Origin of the sequence: Methylobacterium isbiliense (assembly GCF_022179325.1) — a bacterium.
GTDB lineage: Bacteria > Pseudomonadota > Alphaproteobacteria > Rhizobiales > Beijerinckiaceae > Methylobacterium > Methylobacterium isbiliense.
The window spans coordinates 25,633-49,740 of record NZ_BPQQ01000075.1 but is presented as its reverse complement, the minus strand read 5'-3'; the positions used below and the strand labels follow the sequence as shown (position 1 = coordinate 49,740).

Genomic DNA, 24,108 nt, shown 5'->3' with positions numbered 1-24,108 from the left:
CGCCGCCGCGCGAAAACAGGATCCGAGCGCCGAATGTTAATGCGACCGGCGCGCGAGCCGCCCGATACTGACGGCGTGCCGGGGTGCTGGGACCGGCATTCGCGTTCGGGGGTCTTGAGTTCATCCCAAGAAGCATCTATGTAAGGGTCTCCCTCCCCAAAGTCAGGTCACGTCGCTTCCGAGCCCCCCGGTTCGACCCTCGCGACCTCCCGGGACAAGCAGGCGACGATCCGCGGCCGGCTTTCCGGTTCGGCACCCGCCTTTCTCCTCTCCAGGCCGCCCCACGGCCGAGGCGCTTCCCGACACGACTCTCTCCCCGCACCGCTCTCACAGCGAATTCCGATGATCGAAGATACCCTCGCACCGATCGAGACCTTCACACCCCCGATGCGGGAGGTGAAGCTTCAGGATCTCAAGTCCAAGACCCCCACCGAACTGATTGCCTTCGCCGAGGAAGTCGAGGTCGAGAACGCCTCGACCATGCGCAAGCAGGAGCTGATGTTCGCGATCCTGAAGCAGCTCGCTGCCAAGGACGTCGAGATCATCGGCGCCGGCACGGTGGAGGTGCTGCAGGACGGGTTTGGCTTCCTGCGCTCGTCCGACTCGAACTATCTGCCCGGGCCCGACGACATCTACGTCTCGCCGACGCAGATCCGCCGCTTCGGCCTGCGCACCGGCGACACGGTCGAGGGGCCGATCCGCGGACCGAAGGAGGGCGAGCGCTACTTCGCGCTCCTGAAGGTCAACACCATCAACTTCGAGAATCCGGACAAGATCAAGCACAAGGTCCACTTCGACAACCTGACGCCGCTGTTCCCGACGCAGCGCTTCAAGCTCGAACTCAGCGAACCGACCCGCAAGGACTTCTCGCCCCGGATCATCGACATCGTCTCGCCGATCGGCAAGGGACAGCGCGCCCTGATCGTGGCGCCGCCCCGCACCGGCAAGACGGTGCTGATGCAGAACATCGCCCAGTCGATCACCCTGAACCATCCCGAGTGCTACCTCATCGTCCTGCTCATCGACGAGCGGCCCGAGGAGGTCACGGACATGCAGCGCTCCGTGAAGGGCGAGGTCATCGCCTCCACCTTCGACGAGCCGGCGACCCGCCACGTCCAGGTGGCCGAGATGGTGATCGAGAAGGCCAAGCGCCTCGTCGAGCACGGGCGCGACGTGGTGATCCTGCTCGACTCGATCACCCGGCTCGGCCGCGCCTACAACACTGTGGTGCCCTCCTCGGGCAAGGTGCTGACCGGCGGCGTGGATGCCAACGCGCTGCAGCGCCCGAAGCGGTTCTTCGGTGCGGCCCGCAACATCGAGGAGGGCGGCTCCCTCTCCATCATCGCGACCGCGCTGATCGACACCGGCTCGCGCATGGACGAGGTGATCTTCGAGGAGTTCAAGGGCACCGGCAACTCCGAGATCATCCTGGACCGCAAGGTCGCCGACAAGCGCACCTTCCCGGCCATCGACATCACCCGCTCCGGCACCCGCAAGGAGGAGCTGCTGGTGCCGCCGGACATGCTCAAGAAGACCTACGTGCTGCGCCGCATCCTCAACCCGATGGGCGTCACCGACGCGATCGAGTTCCTGCTCGACAAGCTGCGGCAGACCAAGAGCAACGCCGACTTCTTCGACTCGATGAACACCTGACGGGACGTGAGGCGCCCTCCGGGGCGCCTTTTTCTTTGCCGGCAAATACAAGAATGTCCCGGCAGGCGAGCCGCACAGCGGCGCCGCCGGGATGCAGGGCGTGACGCCCCTCGGACCCGCATGGAGACGATCTTCGCGCCTGCATCGGGCTTCGGCCGGGCCGCGGTGGCGGTGGTGCGCATCAGCGGACCGCAGGCCCGCGCCGCGCTGGAGCGCCTGAGCCACCACGCGCCCCCTCCCCCGCCGCGCCGCCTGTCGCTCCGGATCCTGCACGATCCGCAGACCGGGGCGCCCCTCGATCAGGCCCTCGTCGCGTGGCTGCCCGGCCCCGGGACCTTCACGGGCGAGGATGTCGTGGAGCTGCACCTGCACGGCGGTGTGGCGGTGCGCGCCGCGGTGCTGCGGGCGCTCGGGCGGCTGCCCGGCCTCGTCCCGGCCGAACCGGGTGCCTTCACCCGCCGGGCCTTCCTCAACGGCCGCATGGACCTCACGGCCGTCGAGGGCTTGGCGGACCTGATCGACGCGGAGACCGAGGCCCAGCGGCGCCAGGCGATGCGCCAGCTCGACGGTGCGCTCGGCCGCCACGTGGAGGCTTGGCGCACGAGCCTGCTCGATGCGCTCGCGGCGACCGAGGCGGCGCTGGACTTCTCGGACGAGGGCGACGTCGATGCCGACGCGCTGCCGCAGGCAAGCCTCGCGGTCGTCGTGCGGGTGCGCAACGGGATCCGGGCGGCCCTCGCCGACGGACGTCGGGGCGAGCGCCTGCGCGACGGTTACACGGTGGTGCTGGCCGGGCCGCCCAATGCCGGCAAGTCCACGCTGCTCAACGCACTGGCCCGCCGCGATGCCGCGATCGTCTCGGCGATTCCCGGGACCACCCGCGATGCCATCGAGGTGCGCTGCGATCTCGGCGGGTTGCCGGTGGTGCTGGTGGACACCGCGGGCCTGCGCGAGAGCAGCGACGTGATCGAAGCCGAAGGCGTCGCCCGGACCCGACGGCGCATGGAGAGTGCCGATCTGGTGCTGTGGCTCGCCGGTCCGGGCGACCCCATCGAGAGGCCCCACTCGCATACGCTGGTGGTGCGCACCAAGGCGGACCTCGTCGCGGCGGCGTCCGGCGGGGCCCTCGCCATTTCGGCCCTCACGGGCGCGGGTCTCGACCGGCTCCTCGATGCCCTCCAGGAAGCGGCCGCGAATGCCCTCGGCGAGGGCGATGCGGTGGTCACCCGCGAGCGCCAGCGCCTCGCCTTGGAGCGCTGCGTCGAACATCTCGACCGGGCCGCTGCCGGAGCGGCGACCATGCCGCCGGAACTCGTCGCCGAGGATCTCCGCCTCGCCGTCAGGGCACTGGGCGAGGTGGCCGGCCGCGTTGGCGTCGAGGAGATGCTGGACCGGCTGTTCGCGAGTTTTTGCATTGGCAAATGACGGGCAGCCGATGCGGCGAACCGGGGCGTTTCACGTGAAAACATCGTGCGCGTTGACGCGCCGCACCGGCCGGTCCACATCAGCCGCATGCACCCTCCCGCCCCTTCCCGCTTCGACGTCATCGTCGTCGGCGGCGGCCATGCCGGCGCCGAGGCCGCAGCCGCCGCGGCCCGCATCGGCGCACGCACCGCCCTCGTCACCCACCGCCGTGACACGCTCGGCGCAATGTCGTGCAACCCGGCGATCGGCGGCCTCGGCAAGGGCCATCTCGTGCGCGAGGTCGACGCCCTCGACGGGCTGATGGGGCACATCGCCGACCGGGCTGGCATCCAGTTCCGCCTCCTCAACCGCCGCAAGGGACCGGCGGTGCGCGGGCCCCGCACCCAGGCCGACCGCAAGCTCTACGCCCGGGCGATGCAGACCGCCCTGGCGGCGACCGAGACCCTCACCATCGTGGAGGGCGAGGTCCACGACTTGACCCTGCAAGGCGGCCGGATCACCGGTGTGACGCTGGCGGACCGGCGCACGCTCTCCTGCGCCGCCGTGGTCCTCACCACCGGCACCTTCCTGCGCGGCCTCATCCATATCGGCGAGCGCAGCGTTCCGGCGGGCCGCGTGGGCGAAGGCCCGGCGATCGGGCTCGCCCACACCCTCGACCGCCACGGCTTCGCACTCGGCCGCCTCAAAACGGGAACACCGCCGCGCCTCGACGGGCGCAGCATCGACTGGCAGACGATCGAGATGCAGGCCGCGGACGACGATCCGGTACCGTTCTCGACGCTCACGCGGCGGATCACCACGCCCCAGATCACCTGCGGGGTGACCCGCACCACCACGGCCGGGCACGATCTCATCCGCGCCAACCTGCACCGCTCGCCGATGTATTCCGGCGGCATCACCAGCCGCGGGCCGCGCTACTGCCCCTCCATCGAGGATAAGGTCGTGCGATTCGGCGACCGCGATGGTCACCAGATCTTCCTGGAACCCGAAGGTCTCGACGACCCGACGGTCTACCCGAACGGCATCTCGACCTCCCTGCCCGAAGAGGTGCAACGGGGGCTTCTCGCCCTGATCCCGGGCTGCGAGCGCGCCGTGATGCTGCGGCCTGGCTACGCCATCGAGTACGATTACGTCGATCCCCGCGAACTCGATCCGACCCTGCAGACCCGCCGGATCCAAGGCCTGTTCCTGGCCGGGCAGATCAACGGCACCACCGGCTACGAGGAGGCAGCGGGCCAGGGGATCGTCGCCGGGATCAACGCTGCCCGGGCCGCAGGCGGGCAGGTTCCGGCGGTGTTCGATCGCGCGGAATCCTACATCGGCGTGATGATCGACGATCTCGTCACCCACGGGGTGAGCGAGCCGTACCGCATGTTCACCTCCCGCTCCGAGTACCGCCTGAGCCTGCGGGTCGACAATGCCGACGAGCGTCTGACCCCGCGCGGGCTCGCCCTCGGCTGCGTCTCGCCAGAACGCGCCCGGCACTACGCCGCTCAGCAAGCCGCTCTCGCGGCCGTGCGCGCCCGCCTCGATGCGTTGAGCCTGACACCGACCGAAGCCGCCCGTCATTCCCTCGGCATCAACCGGGACGGTGTCCGGCGCACCGCCTTTCAGCTCCTCTCCTATCCGGAGATCACCTGGGACCGGCTGGCGGCGATCTGGCCGGAGCTGCGCGCGATGCCGCCCGCCCTCGCGGACCGCCTGTGCACCGACGCCACCTACGCCGTGTATCTCGACCGGCAGCAAGCCGACATCGCCGCCTTCCGCAAGGATGAGGCGATCCGCCTGCCCGCCTCCCTCGATTATGGGCGCATCCCCGGGCTCTCGAACGAGATGCGGGCCAAGCTCGAAGGCGTGCGTCCGCTCACCCTGGGCCAGGCCGCCCGCATCGAGGGGGTGACACCAGCCGCCCTGACCCTGCTCGCGGCCCATGCCCGGCGCGGCGAGACCAACCCCGTAGCCGGGTGAGCCGGCCGAGCCTCTGCCAGACACGCGTGTGCCGGCACCGACCCCGTTCCCTTGCCTGACGACGAGAGCCGATGCCCTTCCTCCGAGACCGCGACGCCGTCCTGGCGCAAGCCGGTGTTTCACGTGAAACAGCCGCGCGGCTCGATCTGTACGTCGCCCAGCTCACGCGTTGGCAGACTGTGAAGAACCTCGTCGGTCCCGGGACTCTGCCCGAGGTCTGGAACCGCCACATCGCCGACTCGCTCCAACTCCTCGACGCCGCTCCCGCCGCCACGCGCTGGCTCGACCTCGGCAGTGGTGCCGGCATCCCGGGCCTGATCCTCGCCATCGCGGGAAGGGAGCGCCCCGGCTTCCATGTCGACCTCGTCGAGAGCAACGGCCGCAAGGGCGCCTTCCTGCAGGAGACGGCCCGCCTCACCGGCGCGCCGGCCCGCATCCACGTGGCCCGGATCGAGGCCGTCGTCGCGACGTTCACGCAGGCCGAGGTGGTCTGCGCCCGCGCGCTCGCTCCCCTTCCCCAGTTGTTGTCCTGGACGGCACCATTGTTGAAAAACGGTGTCACCGGCCTGTTTCCGAAGGGTCGGGAGGCTGCCGCCGAATTGACCGCCGCCCGGGAAACGTGGACATTCGAGGCCGACGTGATCCCGAGCCGGACCGATTCCGCCGCCGGTATCCTCCGCATCTCCAGCTTGAGCGGCCCACTTTCATGAATGCGGACCGAACCGAGGTGAAGGCGGGTCCCTCCCCTCGCCCTCTTCGCATCATCGCGCTCGCCAACCAGAAGGGCGGCGTCGGCAAGACGACGACCGCCATCAATCTCGGCACGGCCCTCGCCGCCATCGGCGAACAGGTGCTGATCATCGATCTCGATCCGCAGGGCAATGCCTCGACCGGACTCGGCATCGACCGCCGCCAGCGCCGCCTCTCCACCTACGACGTCCTGGCGGGCGAGGTCCCGTTGATGCAGGCCGTCCAGGCCACCGCGGTGCCGCGCCTCTCCGTCGCCCCCTCGACGATGGACCTGCTCGGCCTTGAGATGGAGATGGCGAGCGCGCAGGACCGGGCGCAGCGCCTGCGCCGGGTTCTGGAGCCGGTGGTGAGCGACGAGCGGCCGGAGGACGAGCGCTTCTCGTACGTGCTGATCGACTGCCCGCCCTCGCTCAACCTGCTCACCATCAATGCGCTCGCGGCGGCGCACGCCGTGCTGGTGCCGCTGCAATGCGAGTTCTTTGCGCTCGAAGGGCTGAGCCAGCTCCTGCGCACCGTCGAGCAGGTCCGGGGGGCGCTCAACCCGCGCCTCACCATCCAGGGCATCGTCCTGACGATGTTCGACCCGCGCAACAACCTCTCGGCCCAGGTGGTCGCCGACGTACGCGAGTTCATGGGCGACAAGGTGTACGAGACCATGATCCCGCGCAACGTCCGCGTCTCCGAGGCGCCGTCGCACGGCAAGCCGGTTCTGCTCTACGACCTGAAATGCGCCGGCTCCCAAGCCTATCTGCGCCTCGCCTCCGAGATCATCCAGCGCGAGGGGCGCCTACCCGCTGCGGCCTAAGCAGATTTCGCAAAAGTGGTCGCCGGTTTTGCGAAATCTGCGAAGAAACAAGAACCTAAGCGGACGAAGCGTTGGCTTGCCAACGCAAGTCTGCTTAGTTCTGCCGGCGCGATTACGAGACGAGGATCACCTTATGGCGGACGAGACGACCCGCCCGCGGCTCGGGCGGGGGCTCGCGGCACTGATCGGCGATGTCGGTGACGATCCCTCCCCGGCGCCCGCCGACCGCAAGGGCCAGCGCCGGGTCCCCATCGAGTTCCTGCGCCCGAATCCCCGCAACCCGCGCCGCCACTTCGCCGAGACCGAGCTGGAGGAACTCGCCGCCTCGATCCGCACCCGCGGCGTCATCCAGCCGATCGTGGCGCGGGCGGTCGCCAAGGTCCCGGACGCGTTCGAGATCGTGGCCGGCGAGCGGCGCTGGCGCGCCGCCCAGCGCGCCGGCCTGCACGAGGTGCCGGTGGTGGTGGTCGAGATCGACGACCGCACCTCGCTCGAATACGCCATCTTGGAGAACGTCCAGCGCGCCGACCTCAACGCCATCGAGGAGGCGGCCGGCTACGAGCGGCTGATGAGCGAGTTTCGCTACAGCCAGACCGAACTGGCCGAGATCATCGGCAAGAGCCGCAGCCATCTCGCCAACACCCTGAGATTGCTGCAGCTGCCGCCCTCGGTGCAGGAGCAGGTCATCGCCGGCACGCTCACGGCCGGGCATGCCCGGGCGCTCCTCGCCGTGCGCGACCCGGAAGCGGTGGCGCGCCGCGTCGTCCAAGAGGGCATGACCGTCCGCGAGGTCGAAGCCCTGGGGGCCGCCGAGCAGCCCGCGGAGGGCGGCCCGCGTCCCGGCCGCCCGCGCAAGCAGCCGCCCGTCAAGGACGCGGACACGCGCGCCCTGGAGCGGCGACTGGAGGACCTCCTCGGCGTCACCGTGTCGATCGAGCACCGCGGCGGCGGCGGCGAGGTGCGGCTGCGCTACGGCAGCCTCGACCAGCTCGACGGCCTCTGCCGCCGGCTCGAAGTGCACTAGGGCGTTGTCCGACGAAGCGGATACCGGTTCGTCAAAGACGACGCGGAAAAATCAGAGACCTCAAGCGGGATCCGATCGCACCATGATCGGATCCTTCTAGCCGGGCGCGACCCCGGTCAGGAGCGGCGGGCGGCGTCGAGGGCGAGCCGCACCAGCATGTCGGCGGCCAGGGCGTGCGCGAAGACGCCGCCGGCCCGCCGACAGGCCAGCACCGCCTCCTGAAGGCGCGTCACAGCGCGTCGCAGCGCCTCGGGCGACCAGCGGGCGAAGTGGGTCTCGACGATCTTTTGCCGGCGAAAATGCAATCCGCGCCAGCCCGCCACTAGGGCGCTCGGGCTCTTTCCGTCCCCGTCGAGGCGCATCGCCAGGAGCGTCAGGGCGTGCCGCAGGGCGCCACCCAGCATCACCGACGCGTCGAGCCCCTCGGTCTGAAAGCGGCGGTAGAGACGTTCCACCTCGCTCACCTGCCCGGCGAACGCCGCGTCGACCAGCGTGTTCAGCGCCGAGGCCGAGACGTCGCTCGCGATCGCCTCGACATCCTCCAGTTCGATCTCGGCTTGGCCGCGGGCGTAGAGCGCCAGCTTCTCGATCTCGCCGAGGCTCGCCCGCCGGTCTCCTCCCAGACTCGCCGCCAGCGTCTCGCGGGCCTCGCGGCTGATGCGCAGGCCCTCATCCCGCAGGCGGCCATCGATCAGGTCCGCCAGCGAGCGGGCATCGTCCGGATAGCAGGGAATAGCGAGCGCCTCGGCGGCGCGCTCGCAGAGCACGCGCAGCGGCGCCGACTTGGCGAGATCTCCCGCCTCCACGACGATCCGGGTCGCGGCGGAGCCGCCCTTCAGCACGGCTTCAACCGCCGGCGCGTAGTTGCGGCTGCCGGACCGAACCCAGATCGCGCGCTGTCCGCCGAACAGCCCCACCGTGCCGGCCTCGTCGACGAGCCGGCCGGGATCGGCGGCGAGGGTGTCGCCGTCGAGCTTCACCAGCGCGAAGGGATCGGCCGGGTCGGTCACCGCGCTCTCGGCGAGGCGTCGGGCGCGCTCGGCCACCAAGCCGGTATCGGGTCCGTAGACGAGGATGACGGCGATGCGCGGATCCGGCCCGCGCCGCAGCAGGCCCTCGACGTCGCCGGGGCGGACGGCCGTCACCGCCGCCTCAGGGCTGCGTCGCCAGGATCGCGGCGACGCGGCCCTTGATCTGCTCGGAGAGCAGCTTGGCGAGCCGGATCTCCGCCTCGCGTGCGGCTCGGACGCTGGCGTAGCGCTGGACCGACCGGTCGTAGGTGGCCGAGCCCGTCGCGGTGCCGTCCGTCAGCACCCGGCTGCCGTCGAGGGTGGTCACCTTGAAGGTGGCGGTGCCGAACAGGGTCGCGGATTCCGCCCGGCCAGTCACCGAGCTGACGATGGGGGTCTGGACCGACTCGCTCACCGCGAGCTGGAGGCGATAGCGCTTCTCGGAGGGCAGGCCCGAGCCGTCGAGGTCGAACACCAGTTCGCTGCGCAGGTAATGCCCGAGGCGCTCCTGCCCCTGGGGCGTGGTCGCCGGGTCGACCTGGATCGCCGCGAGCACGGCGCTCAGCGGCGCGCCTGAGGCGGTCGGCCCGTAGAGCGGCCGGAAGCAGGCGGTGAGCCCGAGCGTCAGGGTTGCCGCCAGCGCGAGCCGCCGCGCCGTCCTCGCCGTGCTGCCTGCCATTCCGGTCCGTCCTGCCTCGCCAGCACCCCGCCGCATAGCGGGGCGCTCGCCGACTGCCAAGGTTTTCTTCGTAAGCCGTCCCGGCAGGCCGGGTCCGGCCCGCCCGCTCTCGCCGCAGGCTTACCGGCTCCGCCTTAAGGAAGCTCTGCGGCAGGAGCGTGGTGGGGTTCAGGCCACCACGTTCACGATCCGCTGCGGCACGACGATTACCTTGCGCGGAGCCTTGCCGTCGAGCGCGCGCTGCACGGCCTCGAGCGCGAGCACGGCCGCCTCCACCGCCGCGACATCGGCCTCCCGCGGCACGGTGACGTCCGCCCGCTTCTTGCCGTTGATCTGCACCGGCAGGGTCACGCTGTCCTCCACCAGCAGGTCGCGCTCGACCTGCGGCCACGCCGCCTCGGCCACGAGGCCCGGCCGCGCCAGCACGGCCCAGCAGGCCTCGGCGAGGTGAGGCATCATCGGGGCGAGGAGCTGCACCAGGATGCCGGCTGCCTCCGCCAGGGCAGGGGGGCCTGCGCGGCCGAGCCCGTCCTGCAGGGAATTGGCGAGTTCGTAGATATGCGCGACGCAGCGGTTGAAGCGCAGGCGCTCGATGTCCTCCTCGACCGCGGCCAGCGCCTTGTGGGCTGCCTTGCGCACCGCAAGGTCGTCCGCCGGACTTCCGCCGCTATCGCTGCGTTCCGTGATCTCGTTGACGATGCGCCAGACGCGCTGGACGAAGCGGGACGCGCCCTGGACGCCGTCCTCGGTCCAGATCACATCGCGCTCGGGCGGCGAATCCGAGAGCATGAACCAGCGGGCGGTGTCGGCGCCATAAGACGCGATGATGTCGTCGGGATCGACGACGTTGCGCTTCGACTTCGACATCTTCTCGATCGGGCCGATCGCGACCGGCGCGTCGGTTTTCACGTGAAACGCCTGCCGGCCGCCATCGGCCGCGACGATGCGCACCTCGGCCGGCTGCACCCAGGCTCCCGCCGCGTCCTTGTAGGTCTCATGGACCACCATGCCCTGCGTGAACAGGCCGGCAAAGGGCTCGTCGGCACCGCCCCAGCCCACTTTGCGCATCGCCCGGGCGAAGAAGCGCGAGTAGAGCAGGTGCAGGATCGCGTGCTCGATGCCGCCGATATACTGGTCCACCGGCAGCCAGCGGTCGGCGGTCGCCGGATCGGTCGGCTCGTCCGTGAGCCACGGCGCGGTGAAGCGCGCGAAGTACCACGACGAATCCACGAAGGTATCCATCGTGTCGGTCTCGCGCAGGGCGTCGGCGCCGCAGCTGGGGCAGGGGACCCGGCGCCACGCGAGGTCGCGTTCCAGCGGGTTGCCGGGCTGATCGAACGAGACCTCCTCGGGCAGCGTCACCGGTAGATCCTCGACCGGCACCGGAACCACGCCGCAGGATTCGCAGTGGATCACCGGGATCGGGCAGCCCCAGTAGCGCTGGCGCGAGACGCCCCAGTCCCGCAGGCGGAACTGCACCCGGCGCTGCGCCACCGGCGCATCGCCGAGGATCTCGGCCTCAAGGCGGTCCGCCACCGCCGCGAAGGCCTGCTGCGTAGTCATCCCGTCGAGGAAGCGCGAGTTGATCATCCGGCCGTCGCCGTCATAGGCGGTGTCGGTGATGACGAAGGAGGCCGGGTCCTGGCCGGGCGGGCAGACCACCGGCGTGTTGCCGAGCCCGTACTTGTTGGCGAAGTCGAGGTCGCGCTGGTCGTGCGCCGGGCAGCCGAACACCGCGCCGGTGCCGTACTCCATCAGCACGAAGTTCGCGACATAGACCGGCAGGGTCCAGGCCGGATCGAACGGGTGGCGCACCCGCAGGCCCGTGTCGAAGCCGAGCTTCTCGGCGGTGTCGATCGCCTCCTGGGCGGTGCCCATGCGGTGGCAGGCGGCGATGAAATCTTGCAAGGCAGGCGAGGTCGCGGCCACGGCCGCCGCCAGCGGATGGTCGGCCGCCACCGCCAGGAACTTCGCGCCGAACAGCGTGTCGGGGCGGGTGGTGTAGACCTTCACCTCCTCGGGCACGCCGGCGGGCGGCGCGTCGAGGGCGAAGCGCAGCTCCAGACCCTCCGATCGGCCGATCCAGTTCTTCTGCATCAGCCGGACCTTCTCCGGCCAGCGCTCCAGCGTGTCGAGCCGATCGTTCAGGTCCTGCGCGTAGTCGGTGATCCGGAAGAACCACTGCGTCAGCTCGCGCTGCTCCACCAGCGCGCCTGAGCGCCAGCCGCGGCCGTCGATCACCTGCTCGTTGGCCAGCACGGTGTGGTCGACCGGGTCCCAGTTCACTTTGGCGGTGCGCCGCGTCACCAGCCCGGCCTTCAGGAAGTCGAGGAACATCCGCTGCTGGTGCTTGTAGTAGGACGGATCGCAGGTCGCGATCTCCCGGCTCCAGTCGAGCGACAGGCCCATGGATTGCAGCTGTGTCCGCATCGTCGCGATGTTGGCGTAGGTCCACTCGCGCGGATTGACCTTGCGCTCCATGGCGGCGTTCTCGGCCGGCAGGCCGAAGGCGTCCCAGCCCATCGGGTGGAGGACGTTGAAGCCCTTGGCGCGCTTGTAGCGCGCCACCACATCGCCCATTGCGTAGTTGCGGACATGGCCCATATGGATGCGCCCCGACGGATAGGGGAACATCTCCAGCACGTAGTAGGTGGGGCGCGGATCGTCGTTGCGGGTGCGGAAGAGGTCGCGTTCGGCCCACACCGCCTGCCAGTGCGGCTCGGACTCCTTCGCGTTGTAACGTTCGGCCATGAGGGCGTCTTTTCGGACCATGCGGCGCCGGCGGGGAGCCGGCGTCAGAGGGGCAAGGGGAAACCGTCGCGGCGGCAAACGGTTGAGCTTGCCGGGCCCGGCGCCGCGGGACTAGGACACGGTTTGCCAGCCGGGGTCAACGGTCCTGCCGGTCACCCGGGGATCGGCATGGCGGCGGGGTGACGAGGAGGTCCCATGATCGAGCCTGACGCGGTCGCCGCCCGACTCGCGGCGGTGCGGGCCGAGATCGCCCGCGCGGCCATCGACCACGGGCGCGACCCGGCCTCCGTCGCCCTGGTGGCGGTCTCGAAGACGATCCCGGCGGAGGGCATCGTGCCCGCGCTGGAGGCCGGCCAGCGGCTCTTCGGCGAGAACTACGTGCAGGAGGCCAAGGCCAAGTGGCCGGCCCTGAAGGCGCGCTACGCGGATGTCGAACTCCACATGATCGGCCCGCTGCAATCCAACAAGGCACGGGAGGCGGTGGAGCTGTTCGACGTGATCCACTCCCTCGACCGGTCCTCGCTCGCCGCCGCGCTTGCTCGGGAGATGCAGCGGCTCGGCCGCCGGCCGGTGCTCCTCGTGCAGGTCAATACCGGGGACGAGCCGCAGAAGGGCGGCGTGTCGCCCTCCGAAGCCGACGCCTTCCTGGCGGCCTGCCGCACCGAGCACGGCCTGACCATCGACGGGCTGATGTGCATCCCGCCGGCCGAGGATCCGCCCTCGGCGCATTTCGCGCTGCTGCACGCGATCGCGGCCCGGCACGGCCTGACGCGGCTATCGATGGGGATGAGTGCGGATTTTCCGGCGGCGATCCAGATGGGTGCCACCCTGGTGCGGGTGGGTACGGCGATCTTCGGGGCGCGCGCCGCGAAGGGCTGATGCGCCGGCCAGCGAGCGCGGCCAGAAGGCGTCAGTTGGTGCGAAGGTGACGGATCTCGGCCCGCGCCTGCTCCAGGAAGCGCAGGCGATCGTCGTCGGTCAGCGCCTCCGGATCCGTCAAGTCGCCGCGGTAGCGGACGCCGTGGTCCCACAGCGTATTCTTCGGTCCTTCCGCTGCATGGATCTGCCGGGCCCGTACGATCTCGGTCGCAGTGTAGGCGTCGAGCTGCATGGGCGCCTCCCTGGGGTCTCGTTCTGCTGTGAAGTGGACCGGACCATACAGAATGTCGAGGGGGTACGCGAGTATGGCAGCGTTACCAATACGTCCGGCTTCGGACGAATGGACGCTGCATCGCAGCACACGACGTGACGAGAAGAAGAAAATTCTACGGAAACCTGTGTGCGGCTGCGAAGTCGCCGATCAGATCAGCAGGCGGGTGTCCGGCCCGAGCCGAGCCAGCAGGCGGACCAGATCGGCGCGGCGCAGGGCCACGCAGCCTTCCGTCGGCAGGAAGCCCGGGCGCGCCACGTGCAGGAAGATCGCGCTGCCGCGCCCGCGGCGGATCGGGCCGCGGTTGTAGTCGAGATCGATTACGAGGTCGTAGAGCCCGTCCTCGCGCCACAGCCGCTCGGCGCTGATGCCGGGGGCCGGCAGCGGAATCGGCCGGTTGTAGCGCCGGTCCCGCGGGTCGTCGCACCAGCCATCCCCCGGCCGGATCGGACGCAGCGCGAGGCCGGCCGGCGGGCGGGCGCCGAAATGGTCGGGGCGGTAGAAGCCGCCGCGCAGGCGGAAGCAGCCCTGCGGGGAGGCCCCGTCGCCCTCGCGCTTCGCGCGGGTGCGGCCGGTCTTGCCGAGCGCGCAGGGAAACTGCGCCGGCCCGGCGATCAGGGTGCCGCGGGACCGGTCGCGCACGCTGGCGCGCACGCGCAGGAGCGGGAGGGTGAGACGCTTCATCGCCCCCTCATAGGGCGAGCGCCGCCGCGGCTCCAGCGGGCGCGTGACAGGTCGGCGCCGCCCCGCCTAACCTGAGCGCGCGAGGTCCCGGTGACGCAACGATTGACCACACCCGACTGGCTCGGCTGGCTGCCGCCGCGGCTCGTCGTCCTCGATGTCGAGACCACGGGCCTCGGCGACCGGGACCGCGTGGTGAGCTTCGGGGCGGTCGCCCTCGCCACCCGCTCCCTCCTCGATCCCCGCCCGGCCCTGACCTGCCACCACCTGATCTTCGATCCGCGGCGCGCGAGCCATCCCCGGGCCGAGGCGGTGCACGGTTACGACGACTGGCTGCTGCGCCATCAGGAGCCCGCCGCCGCCCATCTCGGCACCCTGGCGGATCTCTTCGCCGACACCGACCTGATCGTGGCCCACAACGCCGCCTTCGACCTCGGCTTCCTCAACCGCGAATTCGCGGCCGCCGGCCGGCCCGCCGTCGCCGGGCGGGTCTACTGCACGATGGAGGCCTATCGCCGCCGCGGCGAGGCCGGCTCGGCCTCCCTCGATGCCGTCTGCCGCCGGGTCGGCGTCGGGCGCACCACCCACCGCCACGGCGCGCTGGAGGATGCGTGGCTGGCGCTGCGGGTCTATCTCTGGCTGCAGGCCTGCCCGGTGGCCGTGGCACGGCCGACGATCGGCCCGCCGACGAACCTGCGCACCCCGCCTCCGCGTCCCGACGGCGCGCTGCCCCCGCGCGTCCCTGCGTAAGCGGGCCCGGAGAGCGCCGCGCGTCGAACCGTGGACACGCCTCTGCCGGGCCTTGCCGCGGCACCGCGCTCCGCTACTCTGCGTCCTGCCAAGCGGCACCATCAGGCCGCGCGCTCTCTGCCGGCCGGGGCGGCCGTCCGGCAGGAGCGGGTTCCGAGCAGGTTCCGTAAGAAGTGTCCCGCTGTTGTCCGACGAGATCCTGCGCCACGTCGAAAACCCCGATCGGGCGAAGCGTCGGTCCGCCGATGCCAGCCTGCTCCCGAGAGCCGGCGGCGTCCGCCTGATCGCGTCCCGAAAGTGCCGTTCCGATGTCGAACGTCCATCGCCTGCTCGTCGTCGATGACGATCCCTCCCTGCGCGAGACCCTCACCGAGCAGCTCGAACTCCAGGCCGAGTTCGAGGTGGTGACGGAGGAGACCGCCCTCGGCGCCGTGGCGCGGGTGGGGGCGGAGCGGGTCGACCTCGTGGTGATGGATGTCGGCCTGCCCGACATGGACGGGCGCGATGCCGTGAAGCAGATGCGCCAGAACGGCTTTCGCAGCCCGGTGATCATGCTCACCGCCCAGACCTCCGAGATCGACACCGTGATGGGTCTCGACGCGGGCGCCAACGACTACGTGACCAAGCCCTTCAAGTTCGCGGTGCTGCTCGCCCGCATCCGGGCGCAGCTGCGCCAGTACGAGGCGAGCGAGGACGCGATCTTCCAGATCGGCCCCTACACCTTCCGGCCCGGCGCCAAGCTGCTCGTCGGCGAGCGCGGCTCGAAGCTGAAGCTCACCGAGAAGGAGACCGCGATCCTGCGGTTCCTGTACCGGGCGGGCCGGCAGGTGGTCGGGCGCGACACGCTGCTCGCCGAGGTATGGGGCTACAACGCGCAGGTCACCACCCACACGCTGGAGACCCACATCTACCGGCTGCGCCAGAAGATCGAGCCGAACCCCGCCGCGGCCTCGATCCTCGTGACGGAAGGCGGCGGCTACAAGCTGCTGCCCTGACGCCCTACCGCGGCGTGGTGCGGCCAAGCCGGATCGGCTAAGCAGGCGGTCGACCGCCCCCGGGCGGCTGGGGGAGACCGGGGCCGTTGGCGCTCGACGACGACATCGCGATTCTGGCCGCCGCCCCGCTGTTCGGATTGATGAACCGGGATGCCCTGCGGCTGATCTCGTTCGCGGCCGAGCATCGCAGCCTGGACGCGGAGGCGGTGCTGTTCACGCGCGGCGACGCGGCGGATGGCGGCTACGTCGTCCTGCGCGGCACGATCCGCCTCGATCCGCGCCCCGCCTCCGCGCCAGCCGTCGAGGCCGGGCCGTCGAGCCTGATCGGCCGCACCGCCCTGTTCCTGACCCAGACGCGCCCGACCACGGCCCGGGCCGCCACCCCCGCCGAGGTGATGGTGATCACGCGCGCCCTGATGCGCCGCGTCCTCGAAGTCTTCCCGGACGCCGCCGCGGCGATCCACGACGATCTGGCGGAGGATCTCGCGCGCCTGACGGGAGATCTCGCCGGCAGCCGCGCCGCACGCCCTGACCCGCCCGGCTGACCGGCGCGCGAGGATGCCGAGGCAAGGATGCGCCGGGAATTGCGCGCCGCACCCGATTGCAAGGCGATCGGATGCTGCTCTAAGCAGACGCCCGGTCCCATCCCGTCAGGAACCCGCCGTAGGAACCCGCCATGTCGCACGCCGAACTCGCCCGGACCATCGAAGCCGCCTGGGAGGACCGCGCACAGATCGGCGCGTCCACGCAAGGCACCGTGCGCGAGGCCGTCGAGGCGGCGCTGGCGCTGCTCGATTCCGGTACGGCGCGGGTCGCCGAGAAGACCGGCTCCCACGACTGGCAGGTCAACCAGTGGCTCAAGAAGGCGGTGCTGCTGTCCTTCCGCCTCAACGACATGGCGGTGATCCCGGGCGGCCCCGGCGGGGCGGCGTGGTGGGACAAGGTCCCGTCCAAGTTCGAGGGCTGGGATGCCGACCGCTTCCGCGAGGCGGGCTTCCGGGCCGTGCCGGGCGCCGTCGTCCGCCGCAGCGCCTACATCGCGCCGGGCGCCGTGCTGATGCCCTCCTTCGTCAATCTCGGCGCCTATGTGGGCGAGGGGACGATGGTCGATACCTGGGCCACCGTCGGCTCCTGCGCGCAGATCGGGAAGAACTGCCACATCTCCGGCGGCGCCGGCATCGGCGGCGTGCTGGAGCCGCTCCAGGCGAACCCGGTCGTCATCGAGGACAATTGCTTCATCGGGGCCCGGGCCGAGGTGGCCGAGGGCGTGATCGTCGGCGAGGGCAGCGTGCTCTCGATGGGCGTCTATCTCGGGGCCTCGACCAAGATCGTCGACCGTGCCACCGGCGAGGTGATGCTCGGCCGCGTGCCGCCCTATTCGGTGGTGGTATCGGGCTCGCTGCCCGGCAAGCCGCTGCCGGACGGCAGCCCCGGCCCCTCGCTCTACTGCGCGGTGATCGTCAAGCGCGTCGATGCCGGCACCCGGGCCAAGACCAGCATCAACGAGCTGCTGCGCGACTGACCTGCGTCAGACGGCGATGTTGTCGATGAGCCGCGTGCGGCCGAGATAGGCCGCCGCGAGCACCCGGGCCGGGCCGTCCACCCGCTCGAGCGGCGCGAGCGATTCCGCGTCGTTCACCGAGAGGTACTGCACCGGGCCGAAGCCCGCGGCGTCGAGCGAGGCGCGGCCCTCCGCCAGCGCGGGCGCGGTCTCGGAGCCGTCCCGCACAGCCTCCGCCACCCGGGTGAGCACCGCGTGCAGCCGCGGCGCCACGGCGCGTTCCTCCGCCGAGAGATACTGGTTGCGCGAGGACAGGGCGAGCCCGTCCTCCTCCCGCACGGTCGGCACGCCCTCGATCACCACCGGGATGTCGAGGTCGCGCACGAAGCGGCGGATCACCTGGAGCTGCTGATAATCCTTCTCGCCGAAGAGCGCCCGGTTGGGCAGGGCCTGGAGCAGCAGCTTCGTCACCACCGTGGCCACGCCCGCGAAATGGCCGGGCCGCAGCGGGCCGCACAGGACATCGGTCAGCCCGGCCACGCTCACGGTGGTGGCAAAGCCCGGCGGATACATGGTGGACACGTCCGGCAGGTAGGCCGCATCCGCGCCTTCCTGGGCGAGCAGCGCCAGATCGCGCTCGGTGTCGCGAGGATACTGGGCGAAGTCCTCGGTCGGGGCGAACTGCGTCGGATTGACGAAGATGCTCACCACCACCCGCGCGCAGCTGCGGCGGGCCTGGCGCACCAGCATCAGATGGCCCTCGTGCAGCGCCCCCATCGTCGGCACGAGCGCGACGCTCTCCTCGGCCACGCGCCACGCGCCGACCTGCGCGCGCAGCGCCGGCAGGTCCGTCAGGCGTGCGACGGGGGAGGGGGGGTGGCTCGACATAGGACGGCTCCAGGCACCGGATTCGGCGCGACCCTAGTGTGGCGGAGGTCCGGGCGCCAGCCGCTGACTCTTGGGCAGGGCTTATGGGCAAGGGCTTATGGGCAGGGGCTCATGGACAAGCGCGCAGGCGGCGCCCGTAGGGATCGTCCGTTCCGAGCGGCGGAGTGAAGCCGTAGCGGCTCGGCTTGCCGAGGCCATAAGCCGAGCCGACGTAGCTCGGATCGTCGAGGCCGTTCGTCGGCACGCGGCCGTAGCCGGGCGGGCAGGCCGGGAGCAGCAGGGGAGGGGGCGGGGGAGGGCGCCGCACCACCGTCTCGTCGCTGCGGGGAAAATAGCGGATGACCGGATTGTAAGCCGGCTCAAGAAGATCGGCCGCGGAGGCGGCGGGCGTCCATGCCAGGAGCCAGAGCACGGCTGCGCCGCGGGGCATCGCCCCGCACCCCACGGGGCTCCGCCCTCGACCCGCCGGGGTCGCGGACCCCGGACCCCGTTCTCGTCCGTCCCGCCGCACGATCCGCCACGCTTGAGATGCCGGCGCCAGGATCCCGCCGCATGGTTAAGACTTCGTCACGTCACGGCCTCGGTGCGCGCGCCCAGCGCGGCCACGAGGTCCGCGGGCGCCAGCAGGATCTGCAACCCGCGCTGCCCGCCATTGACGAAGACCTGCGCGTGGCCGAGCGCGTCGGCGTCGATCAGAACCGGCACGGCCCGCTTCTGGCCAAGCGGCGAGATGCCGCCGACATGATACCCGGTCAGGCGCTCCGCCTCGGCCGGCCGCATCATCGCCGCCGATTTGCCGCCGAAGGCCGCCGCGAGCCTCTTCAGCGACACCTCGCGGTCGGAGGGCACCAGCACGCAGACCGGCTTTCCGTCCACCTGCGCCATCAGCGTCTTGAGCAGCCGCTCGGGTGGCACGCCGAGCGCCTCCGCAGCCTGGAGGCCGATGCGTGCCGCGTCGGGATCGTACGCGTAGGCGTGCACGCTGTGGGCGACGCCGGCCCTGGTCAGCGCCAGGGTGGCCCGGGTGGTCTTCGACATGGGAGGTCGGGAGGTCAGGCCGGGAAGGTGCGGGTGACGAGCCGCCCGACTTCGGCATGGAGCGCATTGCGCGCATCCGGCGTGCCGGGCGATTGCGTGAGATACACCGCAGCGATGAGGGGCGCACTATTTTGCCGGCGAATGACCGCCACGACATTGGCGGTGCCGTTCTCGCCGGTGCCGGTCTTGTCGCCGACCTGCCAGTCCGGCGGCAGCCCGGCGCGCAGTCGCTTGGCGCCGGTCGGGCTCTCGGCCATCCAGCCGAGGAGCCGCGTGCGGCTCGCAGGCGACAGCGCCGGACCCAGCAGGATGCGCTCCAGCAGGCCCGCGATCGCCGCGGGCGTCGTGGTGTCCCGCGGATCGCCCGGGATGGCCGTGTTGAGGGTCGGTTCCGTGCGGTCGAGCCGCGTGACCGTGTCGCCCTGGGAGCGCACGTAGGCGGTGAAGCCCTCCGGGCCGTCCAGCGCCTGAAGCAGCAGATTGCCGGCGGTGTTGTCGCTCCACACCACCGCGGCGGCGCAGAGATCCTCGAGGGTCATCGCCCCCTCGGCCACATGCTTGGCCGTGACCGGCGCGTAGGTGTCGAGGTCGCCCGGGCCATAGGCCATGCGCCGCTCCAGCCGCTCCTCGCCCCGGTCGACCCGCGCCAGCACCGCGGCCGCCGCCACGGCCTTGAAGGTGCTGCACAGGGCGAAGCGCTCGTCCGCCCGATAGGACAGGACGCGGCCGGTGCCGGTGTCGCGCACGCACACGCCGAGGCGTCCGCCCTCCTGCCGTTCGAGGGCGGCGAGCCGCGCGACAGCCTCCTCGGGCCCCTCCGCCGCGACGGCGCGGCAGGCGGCCAACGCGGTGCCGACCAGCATCGCACGGCGGGTAAACTGCAACATGAACACGCTCCGGTTGAGATTCCGGGCGCGGACCCTCGCGGAGAACCTTGGCCCTTTCGGGCTGCCGCCGTGACGGAACCGGGGCGGCGATGTCAGCGCGCGGCCCCGTCCAGGGCGGCCAGGGGATCGGGCGCGGCGGCCTGCGGGGCGGGCGTGCTGCGGGCGAGCGCGCGGGCGAGCCGGCGCAGGTCCGGCAGCGGGGCCGTTCCCTCGCCGAACAGCGCCCGGTCGAGGGCCGCGAGACCGGGGGCGGTGCACGGATCGCCGGCCCAATGGGCCGCGAGCGCCGGATCGGCCGCCGCGAGGTGGGACCGGAATGCCCGGGCCTCACCCCGTCGCGCGGCCCGCGCCAGGCGCCGCAGCAGCGCGGCGCGCGGATCGGGCACCCGGCCGGCGCGGGCGAACAGCGGCAGCCCGAGCGCGAAGGCGCCGAGACCGGCGAGCACCGCGAGCCAGGGCGAGGCCGGGGGCGGGGCGTCGGCCTCGTCGGGATCGGCCTTCGCCCGGCTGCCGACGATCCGGGCCGGGATCTCCGCCTCGCGCATCGTGCGCGTCACGGTGTCGAACCACGGCACCTGGATCGCCGCCAGCGTCACCGGCTCGGCCACGCCGGGCCGCACGTCCCACTGGTAGGTGGCCCGGCTCACCGGCCCGGAGGGGGTGATGGCGGTCTGCCGGTCGATCGGCCCCGCGAAGGTGAGCACGCCGCGGCTGCGCAGGATCGGGCGCGGCGGCAGGCCGTCGCCGGTCATGCCCTTCGCCTCGATGGTGACGGTGCGGCGGGCCGATTCGCCGACCCGCAGGGTCTCGGGTTCGGGCGACCAGACGTCCGTGACCGTCACGGCGGAGGCCGGCAGCCACCACGGCTCCTTCACGTCCGGGCCTCCGGGACCGGTCCAGGCCTTCACCTCCACCGGCACGGGGCTGGAGCGCACGTCGACCACCCTCCGCCCGCCGCCATCGACCACGGTCAGCCGGTGCACGAAGGGATCGATGGTGAAGCGCCCGGCCGCCTGGGGAAACACCGCGATCACCCGCTCGAAGCCGCGCGCCTCCAGGCCGTCGACGCTGGTCTTGAACCAGCGGTCGCGGCCGAGCTGGGTCCAGCTGAAGTTCTGCAGCGGCGGCTGGCGCAGCTCCTCCAGGGTGATCTGCGTCCGGTAGGTGCCCTGGATGCGCAGCAGGATCATCTCGCGCGGATACGGCACGGCGTTGCCGCCGACCTCCGGCGTCACCGTGAGGGTGAGGTCGCCCTCGTCGAGGGCGAGCGCCGGGGCCGGGACACCGAGCAGCGCCGCCAGGACTGCGCGGTGAAGGTGGCGCCGGACGAGGCGCGGGATCCGGTCGGGCGATCGTCTCACCACGGGTTGCTCCCCGGCTGGACGGCGGTGCCGGCCTCCTTGCGGCGCAGGTGCTCGGCCTCGATCCGGCGCTTGAGGAAGCGGCCGGGATCGTCCGTCATGGTGGCGAGCCAGTGCCGGTCGGCGCGGATCTCCTTGGCCTCGAAGCTCTTCGAGATCCGGCGCGCCTCCCGCTCGTAGGCCTGGGTGGCCGCCGCGATGCCCCCGCCGCTGCGCCCGCCCCCCTCCGCGTCGCTCGCCGAGCCCCGGGCCTGGCCCCGGCCGGGATCGATGGAGCGCTGCTCGGCCTTGCCGGTGCGCGAGGCCTTCGAGGTGCCGGGCGCGTCGGAGGCCGACGATGCCTCCAGGCTGCCGGCGAGGCCCTCGCCGAAGGAATTGGTACCCGGATCGTTCGGATCGGCGCTGGCCTTGGGGTTGTAGCGGGTGGTCTGGTCGGCCCGGGCATTGGCCTCGCCGGCCGCATTGCCGCCGAGCGTCAGCCTCTCGTCGAGGAGGCGGGCGACGAGGTCGCGGTTGGCCCGCGCATCCTCGTTGCCGGGGTCGCGCGCCAGCACCGCCTCGTAGGCCGCGAGCGCGCCCGGGAGGTCGCCGGCCCGCGCCAGCGCGTTGCCGCGGTTGTAGGCGGCGGCCCGGCCCTTCGCCTCGCCGAAGGCCGCGGCGGCCTCCGCGTAGCGGCCTGCGGCGTAGAGCGCGGTGCCGCGCCAGCCCGGATCGTCGGCGATCTGCGCCGCGAGGCCCGGCAGACCGGCGGCGAGAAGCGCCCGGCCGACCGTGGCCCGCGGCACCGCCAGCGCGCAGAGGCCGAGGAGCGCGAGACCGGCGGCGAGCGCGCGCGCGCCGGGCCGCGGCAGGCGCCAGCGCAGCGGCCCGGTCGGGAAGGCGGGGACCGCCGGCATCAGGCGGGTCTCCGGAAGAGCAGCAGGGCCGGCAGCAGCGCGAGAAGCACCAGCCAGCGCCCGACATCCTGCCACGCCAGCACCGCGTAGCTGCCGGCCGCGAGGTGGCCCGCGCCCGTCTCGGCCACCGCCGCGACCACCGGGGAGGGGGCGTCGATCTCGCCCGCCGCGCCCCCGCCCGTGCGGGCCAGCCGGTCGAGCGCCGCGCGGTCGCTCCGCGGCGCCTCGGCGGGCAGGCCGGGCGTCGGGATCGCCAGGGTGTGGAGCCGGTGCCCGTCCCCCGCCAGTCCCGCCGCCTCCCGGCGCGCCGGATCGTCGATGCCGCCGCCGTCCGAGAGCAGCACCACGTCGGCCGCCACGGCGCCCATCTCGGCCAGGATCCGGCGGGCGAGCGCGAGCCCCCGGGCCGGGTTGCTGCCGCGGTCCGGCACCGTGGCGCCGTCGAGGGCGAACAGCACCGTGCCGAGGGCGTCCCGGTCGGTGGTCGGCGTGGCCGCCACGTAGGCGTCGCCGGCATAGACCACGACGGCAACCTGACGGGTGCCTGCCGCCTCGGCGAGGCTCTGGGCGACGCTGCGGGCCTCGTCGAGGCGCCCGCCCTCGGCGACGGAGCGCGACAGGTCCATCACCAGGATCGTGGCGTCGAGGTTGCGGTAGCCCGCCGCGTCGCTGCGCTCGAAGGCCGGCCCGGCGAGCGCCAGCGCCAGGATGGCCGCGGCCGCCACGAGGGCGCCCTGTGCCTGGCGCCGCCCGGGCAGGATGGCCCCGCGGGCCCTGAGGCTCGCGAGCAGGTGCGGCTCCACCGCCCGCGGCCAGTCGCCGAGCGGGGCGGCCCGGAACACCGCCCGCCATGCCACGAGCGCGACGACCGGCAGCGCGAGCAGCCACCAGGGCCGCAGCAGGGTGACGGCCTCGATCATGCGGTGCGCCTCGCCAGGATGAGCGCGAGCGCGGTGAGGAGCGCGAGCCCCCCCGGCCAGGGCCAGAGGTCGCGCCGCAGCGGCACCGGCGGCGCCTTGGCGCGGCCGCCCTCGATCGCGTCGATGGAGGCGGCCACCGCCGCGAGGTCGTCGGTGGTGCGCACGCGGAAGAAGCGCCCGCCGCTGGTCTCGGCCACGTCGCGCAGCGCCTCCGCGTCGACCACGTCCGGGTCGCCCTGCACGTCGGCGGTGTCGCGCGGGCCGAGCGCGATGGTGTGGACCTTGATGCCGAGGTCCCGCGCCAGCACCGCCACGTCGTGCGGCGTGGTCTGGCCGGCGTTGTTGGCCCCGTCCGAGAGCAGCACCACCACCTTCTCGCGCGCCGGCGCGGCGTCGAGGCGCTTGAGCGCGAGGCCGAGACCGTCGCCGATGCCGGTGGAGCGGCCGACGAGGCCGATCTGCGCCTCCTCCAGCGCATGCGCCACCGAGGCGGTGTCGAAGGTGAGCGCGGCCGCCACGTCCGCCTGGTCGGCGAAGATCACGAGGCCGATGCGGTCGCCGGCCCGGCGCCGGATGAAATCCGCCCCGACGCGCTTCACGGCGGCCAGCCGCGCGACGTTGCGGCCGTCGAGCGCGAAGTCGATCCGCTCCATGCTGCCGGAGAGGTCGAGCGCCAGCATGATCTCGCGGCCCGAGGCCGGCAGCGCGGCGGCGGGCAGCACGAGGCGGGGACCCGCGAGCGCCGCCACGAGGCAGACCCAGAGCAGCCAGCCGAGGAGCGCGCGGCGGCGCGCGCGCGCCGCCAGCGCCTCGGCCCGTCCCACGCCCGCGACGAGCGAGCCCGGCACCACCAGGGCGCCGCTGCCGCCCGCGCGCTCCGGCGGCAGGAACCGGCGCGCGAAGAGCGGCAGCGGCAGCAGGAGCAGCGCGAGCGGCGCCGCGAGATCGAACCCCGAGAGGCCGAGCGCGCCCATGC

General features: G+C 72.2%; 24 protein-coding genes. 11 read left to right on the top strand and 13 right to left on the bottom strand.

Going from position 1 to position 24,108, the window contains the following annotated elements:
* The first annotated feature begins 342 nt into the window (after positions 1-342).
* The 6 genes from rho to MFF61_RS27080 all read left to right on the top strand — a co-directional run bounded on the left by rho (position 343) and on the right by MFF61_RS27080 (position 7,625).
* Positions 343-1,653: a transcription termination factor Rho gene (gene rho / locus MFF61_RS27105; RefSeq protein ID WP_238240808.1), complete on the top strand. Its 1,311-nt coding sequence runs from the start codon at positions 343-345 to the stop codon at positions 1,651-1,653.
* 120 nt (positions 1,654-1,773) lie between these two features.
* On the top strand, positions 1,774-3,078 hold the full coding sequence (gene mnmE, locus MFF61_RS27100; protein WP_238240807.1) for a tRNA uridine-5-carboxymethylaminomethyl(34) synthesis GTPase MnmE: 1,305 nt from the start codon (positions 1,774-1,776) through the stop codon (positions 3,076-3,078).
* Positions 3,079-3,165: 87 nt separating this feature from the next.
* A complete protein-coding gene (mnmG, locus tag MFF61_RS27095; RefSeq protein WP_238240822.1) occupies positions 3,166-5,046 on the top strand; it encodes a tRNA uridine-5-carboxymethylaminomethyl(34) synthesis enzyme MnmG in 1,881 nt (626 codons plus the stop codon).
* Between the two features lie 71 nt (positions 5,047-5,117).
* Complete coding sequence (gene rsmG, locus MFF61_RS27090; protein WP_238240806.1) at positions 5,118-5,756, top strand: 16S rRNA (guanine(527)-N(7))-methyltransferase RsmG; 639 nt, start codon at positions 5,118-5,120, stop codon at positions 5,754-5,756.
* Positions 5,753-6,601: a ParA family protein gene (locus MFF61_RS27085; protein ID WP_238240805.1), complete on the top strand. Its 849-nt coding sequence runs from the start codon at positions 5,753-5,755 to the stop codon at positions 6,599-6,601. Before rsmG ends, MFF61_RS27085 begins: the two co-directional genes overlap by 4 nt.
* A 133-nt stretch (positions 6,602-6,734) precedes the next feature.
* The gene (locus tag MFF61_RS27080) at positions 6,735-7,625 is read left to right on the top strand and encodes a ParB/RepB/Spo0J family partition protein (RefSeq protein ID WP_238240804.1); all 891 of its coding nucleotides are present in this window, start codon (positions 6,735-6,737) and stop codon (positions 7,623-7,625) included.
* 116 nt (positions 7,626-7,741) lie between these two features.
* Here the strand turns inward: MFF61_RS27080 and holA are convergent, their stop codons facing one another.
* The 3 genes from holA to leuS form a co-directional block, all read right to left on the bottom strand.
* Positions 7,742-8,770, bottom strand: a complete 1,029-nt coding sequence (gene holA / locus MFF61_RS27075) for a DNA polymerase III subunit delta (RefSeq protein WP_238240803.1) — start codon at positions 8,768-8,770, stop codon at positions 7,742-7,744.
* A gap of 7 nt (positions 8,771-8,777) precedes the next feature.
* Entirely contained in the window at positions 8,778-9,314 is a 537-nt protein-coding gene (locus MFF61_RS27070) for an LPS assembly lipoprotein LptE (protein WP_238240802.1), read from the bottom strand.
* 168 nt (positions 9,315-9,482) lie between these two features.
* Positions 9,483-12,065, bottom strand: coding sequence for a leucine--tRNA ligase (gene leuS, locus MFF61_RS27065; protein WP_238240801.1), 2,583 nt, complete (start codon positions 12,063-12,065; stop codon positions 9,483-9,485).
* A 195-nt stretch (positions 12,066-12,260) separates the two neighbouring features.
* Between leuS and MFF61_RS27060 the strand changes: the two genes are divergently transcribed.
* Entirely contained in the window at positions 12,261-12,944 is a 684-nt protein-coding gene (locus tag MFF61_RS27060) for a YggS family pyridoxal phosphate-dependent enzyme (RefSeq protein WP_238240800.1), read from the top strand.
* A 31-nt stretch (positions 12,945-12,975) separates the two neighbouring features.
* Here the strand turns inward: MFF61_RS27060 and MFF61_RS27055 are convergent, their stop codons facing one another.
* Positions 12,976-13,176: a hypothetical protein gene (locus MFF61_RS27055; RefSeq protein WP_238240799.1), complete on the bottom strand. Its 201-nt coding sequence runs from the start codon at positions 13,174-13,176 to the stop codon at positions 12,976-12,978.
* 189 nt (positions 13,177-13,365) lie between these two features.
* Positions 13,366-13,899, bottom strand: coding sequence for a L,D-transpeptidase family protein (locus MFF61_RS27050; RefSeq protein ID WP_238240798.1), 534 nt, complete (start codon positions 13,897-13,899; stop codon positions 13,366-13,368).
* A 90-nt stretch (positions 13,900-13,989) separates the two neighbouring features.
* Here MFF61_RS27050 and MFF61_RS27045 point away from each other — a divergent pair, with 90 nt between their 5' ends.
* From MFF61_RS27045 to dapD, 4 genes are all read left to right on the top strand, one after another.
* Positions 13,990-14,646: a 3'-5' exonuclease gene (locus tag MFF61_RS27045; protein WP_238240797.1), complete on the top strand. Its 657-nt coding sequence runs from the start codon at positions 13,990-13,992 to the stop codon at positions 14,644-14,646.
* A 308-nt stretch (positions 14,647-14,954) separates the two neighbouring features.
* Complete coding sequence (locus tag MFF61_RS27040) at positions 14,955-15,641, top strand: response regulator transcription factor (RefSeq protein ID WP_238240796.1); 687 nt, start codon at positions 14,955-14,957, stop codon at positions 15,639-15,641.
* An 86-nt stretch (positions 15,642-15,727) separates the two neighbouring features.
* A complete protein-coding gene (locus MFF61_RS27035) occupies positions 15,728-16,186 on the top strand; it encodes a cyclic nucleotide-binding domain-containing protein (protein ID WP_238240795.1) in 459 nt (152 codons plus the stop codon).
* A 131-nt stretch (positions 16,187-16,317) separates the two neighbouring features.
* Positions 16,318-17,163 carry a 2,3,4,5-tetrahydropyridine-2,6-dicarboxylate N-succinyltransferase gene (gene dapD, locus MFF61_RS27030; protein WP_238240794.1) on the top strand — a complete coding sequence of 282 codons (846 nt, stop codon included), beginning with the start codon at positions 16,318-16,320 and terminating at the stop codon, positions 17,161-17,163.
* Between the two features lie 6 nt (positions 17,164-17,169).
* Here dapD and panC read toward each other — a convergent pair whose 3' ends face one another.
* The 8 genes from panC to MFF61_RS26990 form a co-directional block, all read right to left on the bottom strand.
* Positions 17,170-18,030, bottom strand: coding sequence for a pantoate--beta-alanine ligase (panC, locus tag MFF61_RS27025; protein WP_238240793.1), 861 nt, complete (start codon positions 18,028-18,030; stop codon positions 17,170-17,172).
* 109 nt (positions 18,031-18,139) lie between these two features.
* Entirely contained in the window at positions 18,140-18,460 is a 321-nt protein-coding gene (locus tag MFF61_RS27020) for a hypothetical protein (RefSeq protein ID WP_238240792.1), read from the bottom strand.
* 137 nt (positions 18,461-18,597) lie between these two features.
* A complete protein-coding gene (gene ybaK, locus MFF61_RS27015) occupies positions 18,598-19,068 on the bottom strand; it encodes a Cys-tRNA(Pro) deacylase (protein ID WP_238240791.1) in 471 nt (156 codons plus the stop codon).
* 14 nt (positions 19,069-19,082) lie between these two features.
* Positions 19,083-19,955 (bottom strand): class A beta-lactamase, encoded by an 873-nt coding sequence (gene bla / locus MFF61_RS27010; RefSeq protein ID WP_238240790.1) that lies wholly within the window; start codon positions 19,953-19,955, stop codon positions 19,083-19,085.
* 92 nt (positions 19,956-20,047) lie between these two features.
* On the bottom strand, positions 20,048-21,316 hold the full coding sequence (locus MFF61_RS27005) for a hypothetical protein (protein WP_373324807.1): 1,269 nt from the start codon (positions 21,314-21,316) through the stop codon (positions 20,048-20,050).
* A complete protein-coding gene (locus MFF61_RS27000; protein WP_238240789.1) occupies positions 21,313-22,212 on the bottom strand; it encodes a tetratricopeptide repeat protein in 900 nt (299 codons plus the stop codon). The genes MFF61_RS27005 and MFF61_RS27000 overlap by 4 nt, the downstream gene beginning before the upstream one ends.
* Entirely contained in the window at positions 22,212-23,132 is a 921-nt protein-coding gene (locus tag MFF61_RS26995) for a vWA domain-containing protein (protein ID WP_238240788.1), read from the bottom strand. Before MFF61_RS26995 ends, MFF61_RS27000 begins: the two co-directional genes overlap by 1 nt.
* On the bottom strand, positions 23,129-24,106 hold the full coding sequence (locus MFF61_RS26990; protein WP_238240787.1) for a VWA domain-containing protein: 978 nt from the start codon (positions 24,104-24,106) through the stop codon (positions 23,129-23,131). The genes MFF61_RS26995 and MFF61_RS26990 overlap by 4 nt, the downstream gene beginning before the upstream one ends.
* Positions 24,107-24,108 lie beyond the last annotated feature (2 nt).

What these genes read in the sequence shown, in the direction of transcription:
- rho (WP_238240808.1), top strand. Translation starts at nt 343, where the DNA reads ATGATCGAAGATACCCTCGCACCGATCGAGACCTTCACACCCCCGATG.
- mnmE (WP_238240807.1), top strand. Translation starts at nt 1,774, where the DNA reads ATGGAGACGATCTTCGCGCCTGCATCGGGCTTCGGCCGGGCCGCGGTG.
- mnmG (WP_238240822.1), top strand. Translation starts at nt 3,166, where the DNA reads ATGCACCCTCCCGCCCCTTCCCGCTTCGACGTCATCGTCGTCGGCGGC.
- rsmG (WP_238240806.1), top strand. Translation starts at nt 5,118, where the DNA reads ATGCCCTTCCTCCGAGACCGCGACGCCGTCCTGGCGCAAGCCGGTGTT.
- MFF61_RS27085 (WP_238240805.1), top strand. Translation starts at nt 5,753, where the DNA reads ATGAATGCGGACCGAACCGAGGTGAAGGCGGGTCCCTCCCCTCGCCCT.
- MFF61_RS27080 (WP_238240804.1), top strand. Translation starts at nt 6,735, where the DNA reads ATGGCGGACGAGACGACCCGCCCGCGGCTCGGGCGGGGGCTCGCGGCA.
- MFF61_RS27070 (WP_238240802.1), bottom strand. Translation starts at nt 9,314, where the DNA reads ATGGCAGGCAGCACGGCGAGGACGGCGCGGCGGCTCGCGCTGGCGGCA.
- leuS (WP_238240801.1), bottom strand. Translation starts at nt 12,065, where the DNA reads ATGGCCGAACGTTACAACGCGAAGGAGTCCGAGCCGCACTGGCAGGCG.
- MFF61_RS27060 (WP_238240800.1), top strand. Translation starts at nt 12,261, where the DNA reads ATGATCGAGCCTGACGCGGTCGCCGCCCGACTCGCGGCGGTGCGGGCC.
- MFF61_RS27055 (WP_238240799.1), bottom strand. Translation starts at nt 13,176, where the DNA reads ATGCAGCTCGACGCCTACACTGCGACCGAGATCGTACGGGCCCGGCAG.
- MFF61_RS27050 (WP_238240798.1), bottom strand. Translation starts at nt 13,899, where the DNA reads ATGAAGCGTCTCACCCTCCCGCTCCTGCGCGTGCGCGCCAGCGTGCGC.
- MFF61_RS27040 (WP_238240796.1), top strand. Translation starts at nt 14,955, where the DNA reads ATGTCGAACGTCCATCGCCTGCTCGTCGTCGATGACGATCCCTCCCTG.
- dapD (WP_238240794.1), top strand. Translation starts at nt 16,318, where the DNA reads ATGTCGCACGCCGAACTCGCCCGGACCATCGAAGCCGCCTGGGAGGAC.
- panC (WP_238240793.1), bottom strand. Translation starts at nt 18,030, where the DNA reads ATGTCGAGCCACCCCCCCTCCCCCGTCGCACGCCTGACGGACCTGCCG.
- MFF61_RS27020 (WP_238240792.1), bottom strand. Translation starts at nt 18,460, where the DNA reads ATGCCCCGCGGCGCAGCCGTGCTCTGGCTCCTGGCATGGACGCCCGCC.
- ybaK (WP_238240791.1), bottom strand. Translation starts at nt 19,068, where the DNA reads ATGTCGAAGACCACCCGGGCCACCCTGGCGCTGACCAGGGCCGGCGTC.
- bla (WP_238240790.1), bottom strand. Translation starts at nt 19,955, where the DNA reads ATGTTGCAGTTTACCCGCCGTGCGATGCTGGTCGGCACCGCGTTGGCC.
- MFF61_RS27000 (WP_238240789.1), bottom strand. Translation starts at nt 22,212, where the DNA reads ATGCCGGCGGTCCCCGCCTTCCCGACCGGGCCGCTGCGCTGGCGCCTG.
- MFF61_RS26995 (WP_238240788.1), bottom strand. Translation starts at nt 23,132, where the DNA reads ATGATCGAGGCCGTCACCCTGCTGCGGCCCTGGTGGCTGCTCGCGCTG.
- MFF61_RS26990 (WP_238240787.1), bottom strand. Translation starts at nt 24,106, where the DNA reads ATGGGCGCGCTCGGCCTCTCGGGGTTCGATCTCGCGGCGCCGCTCGCG.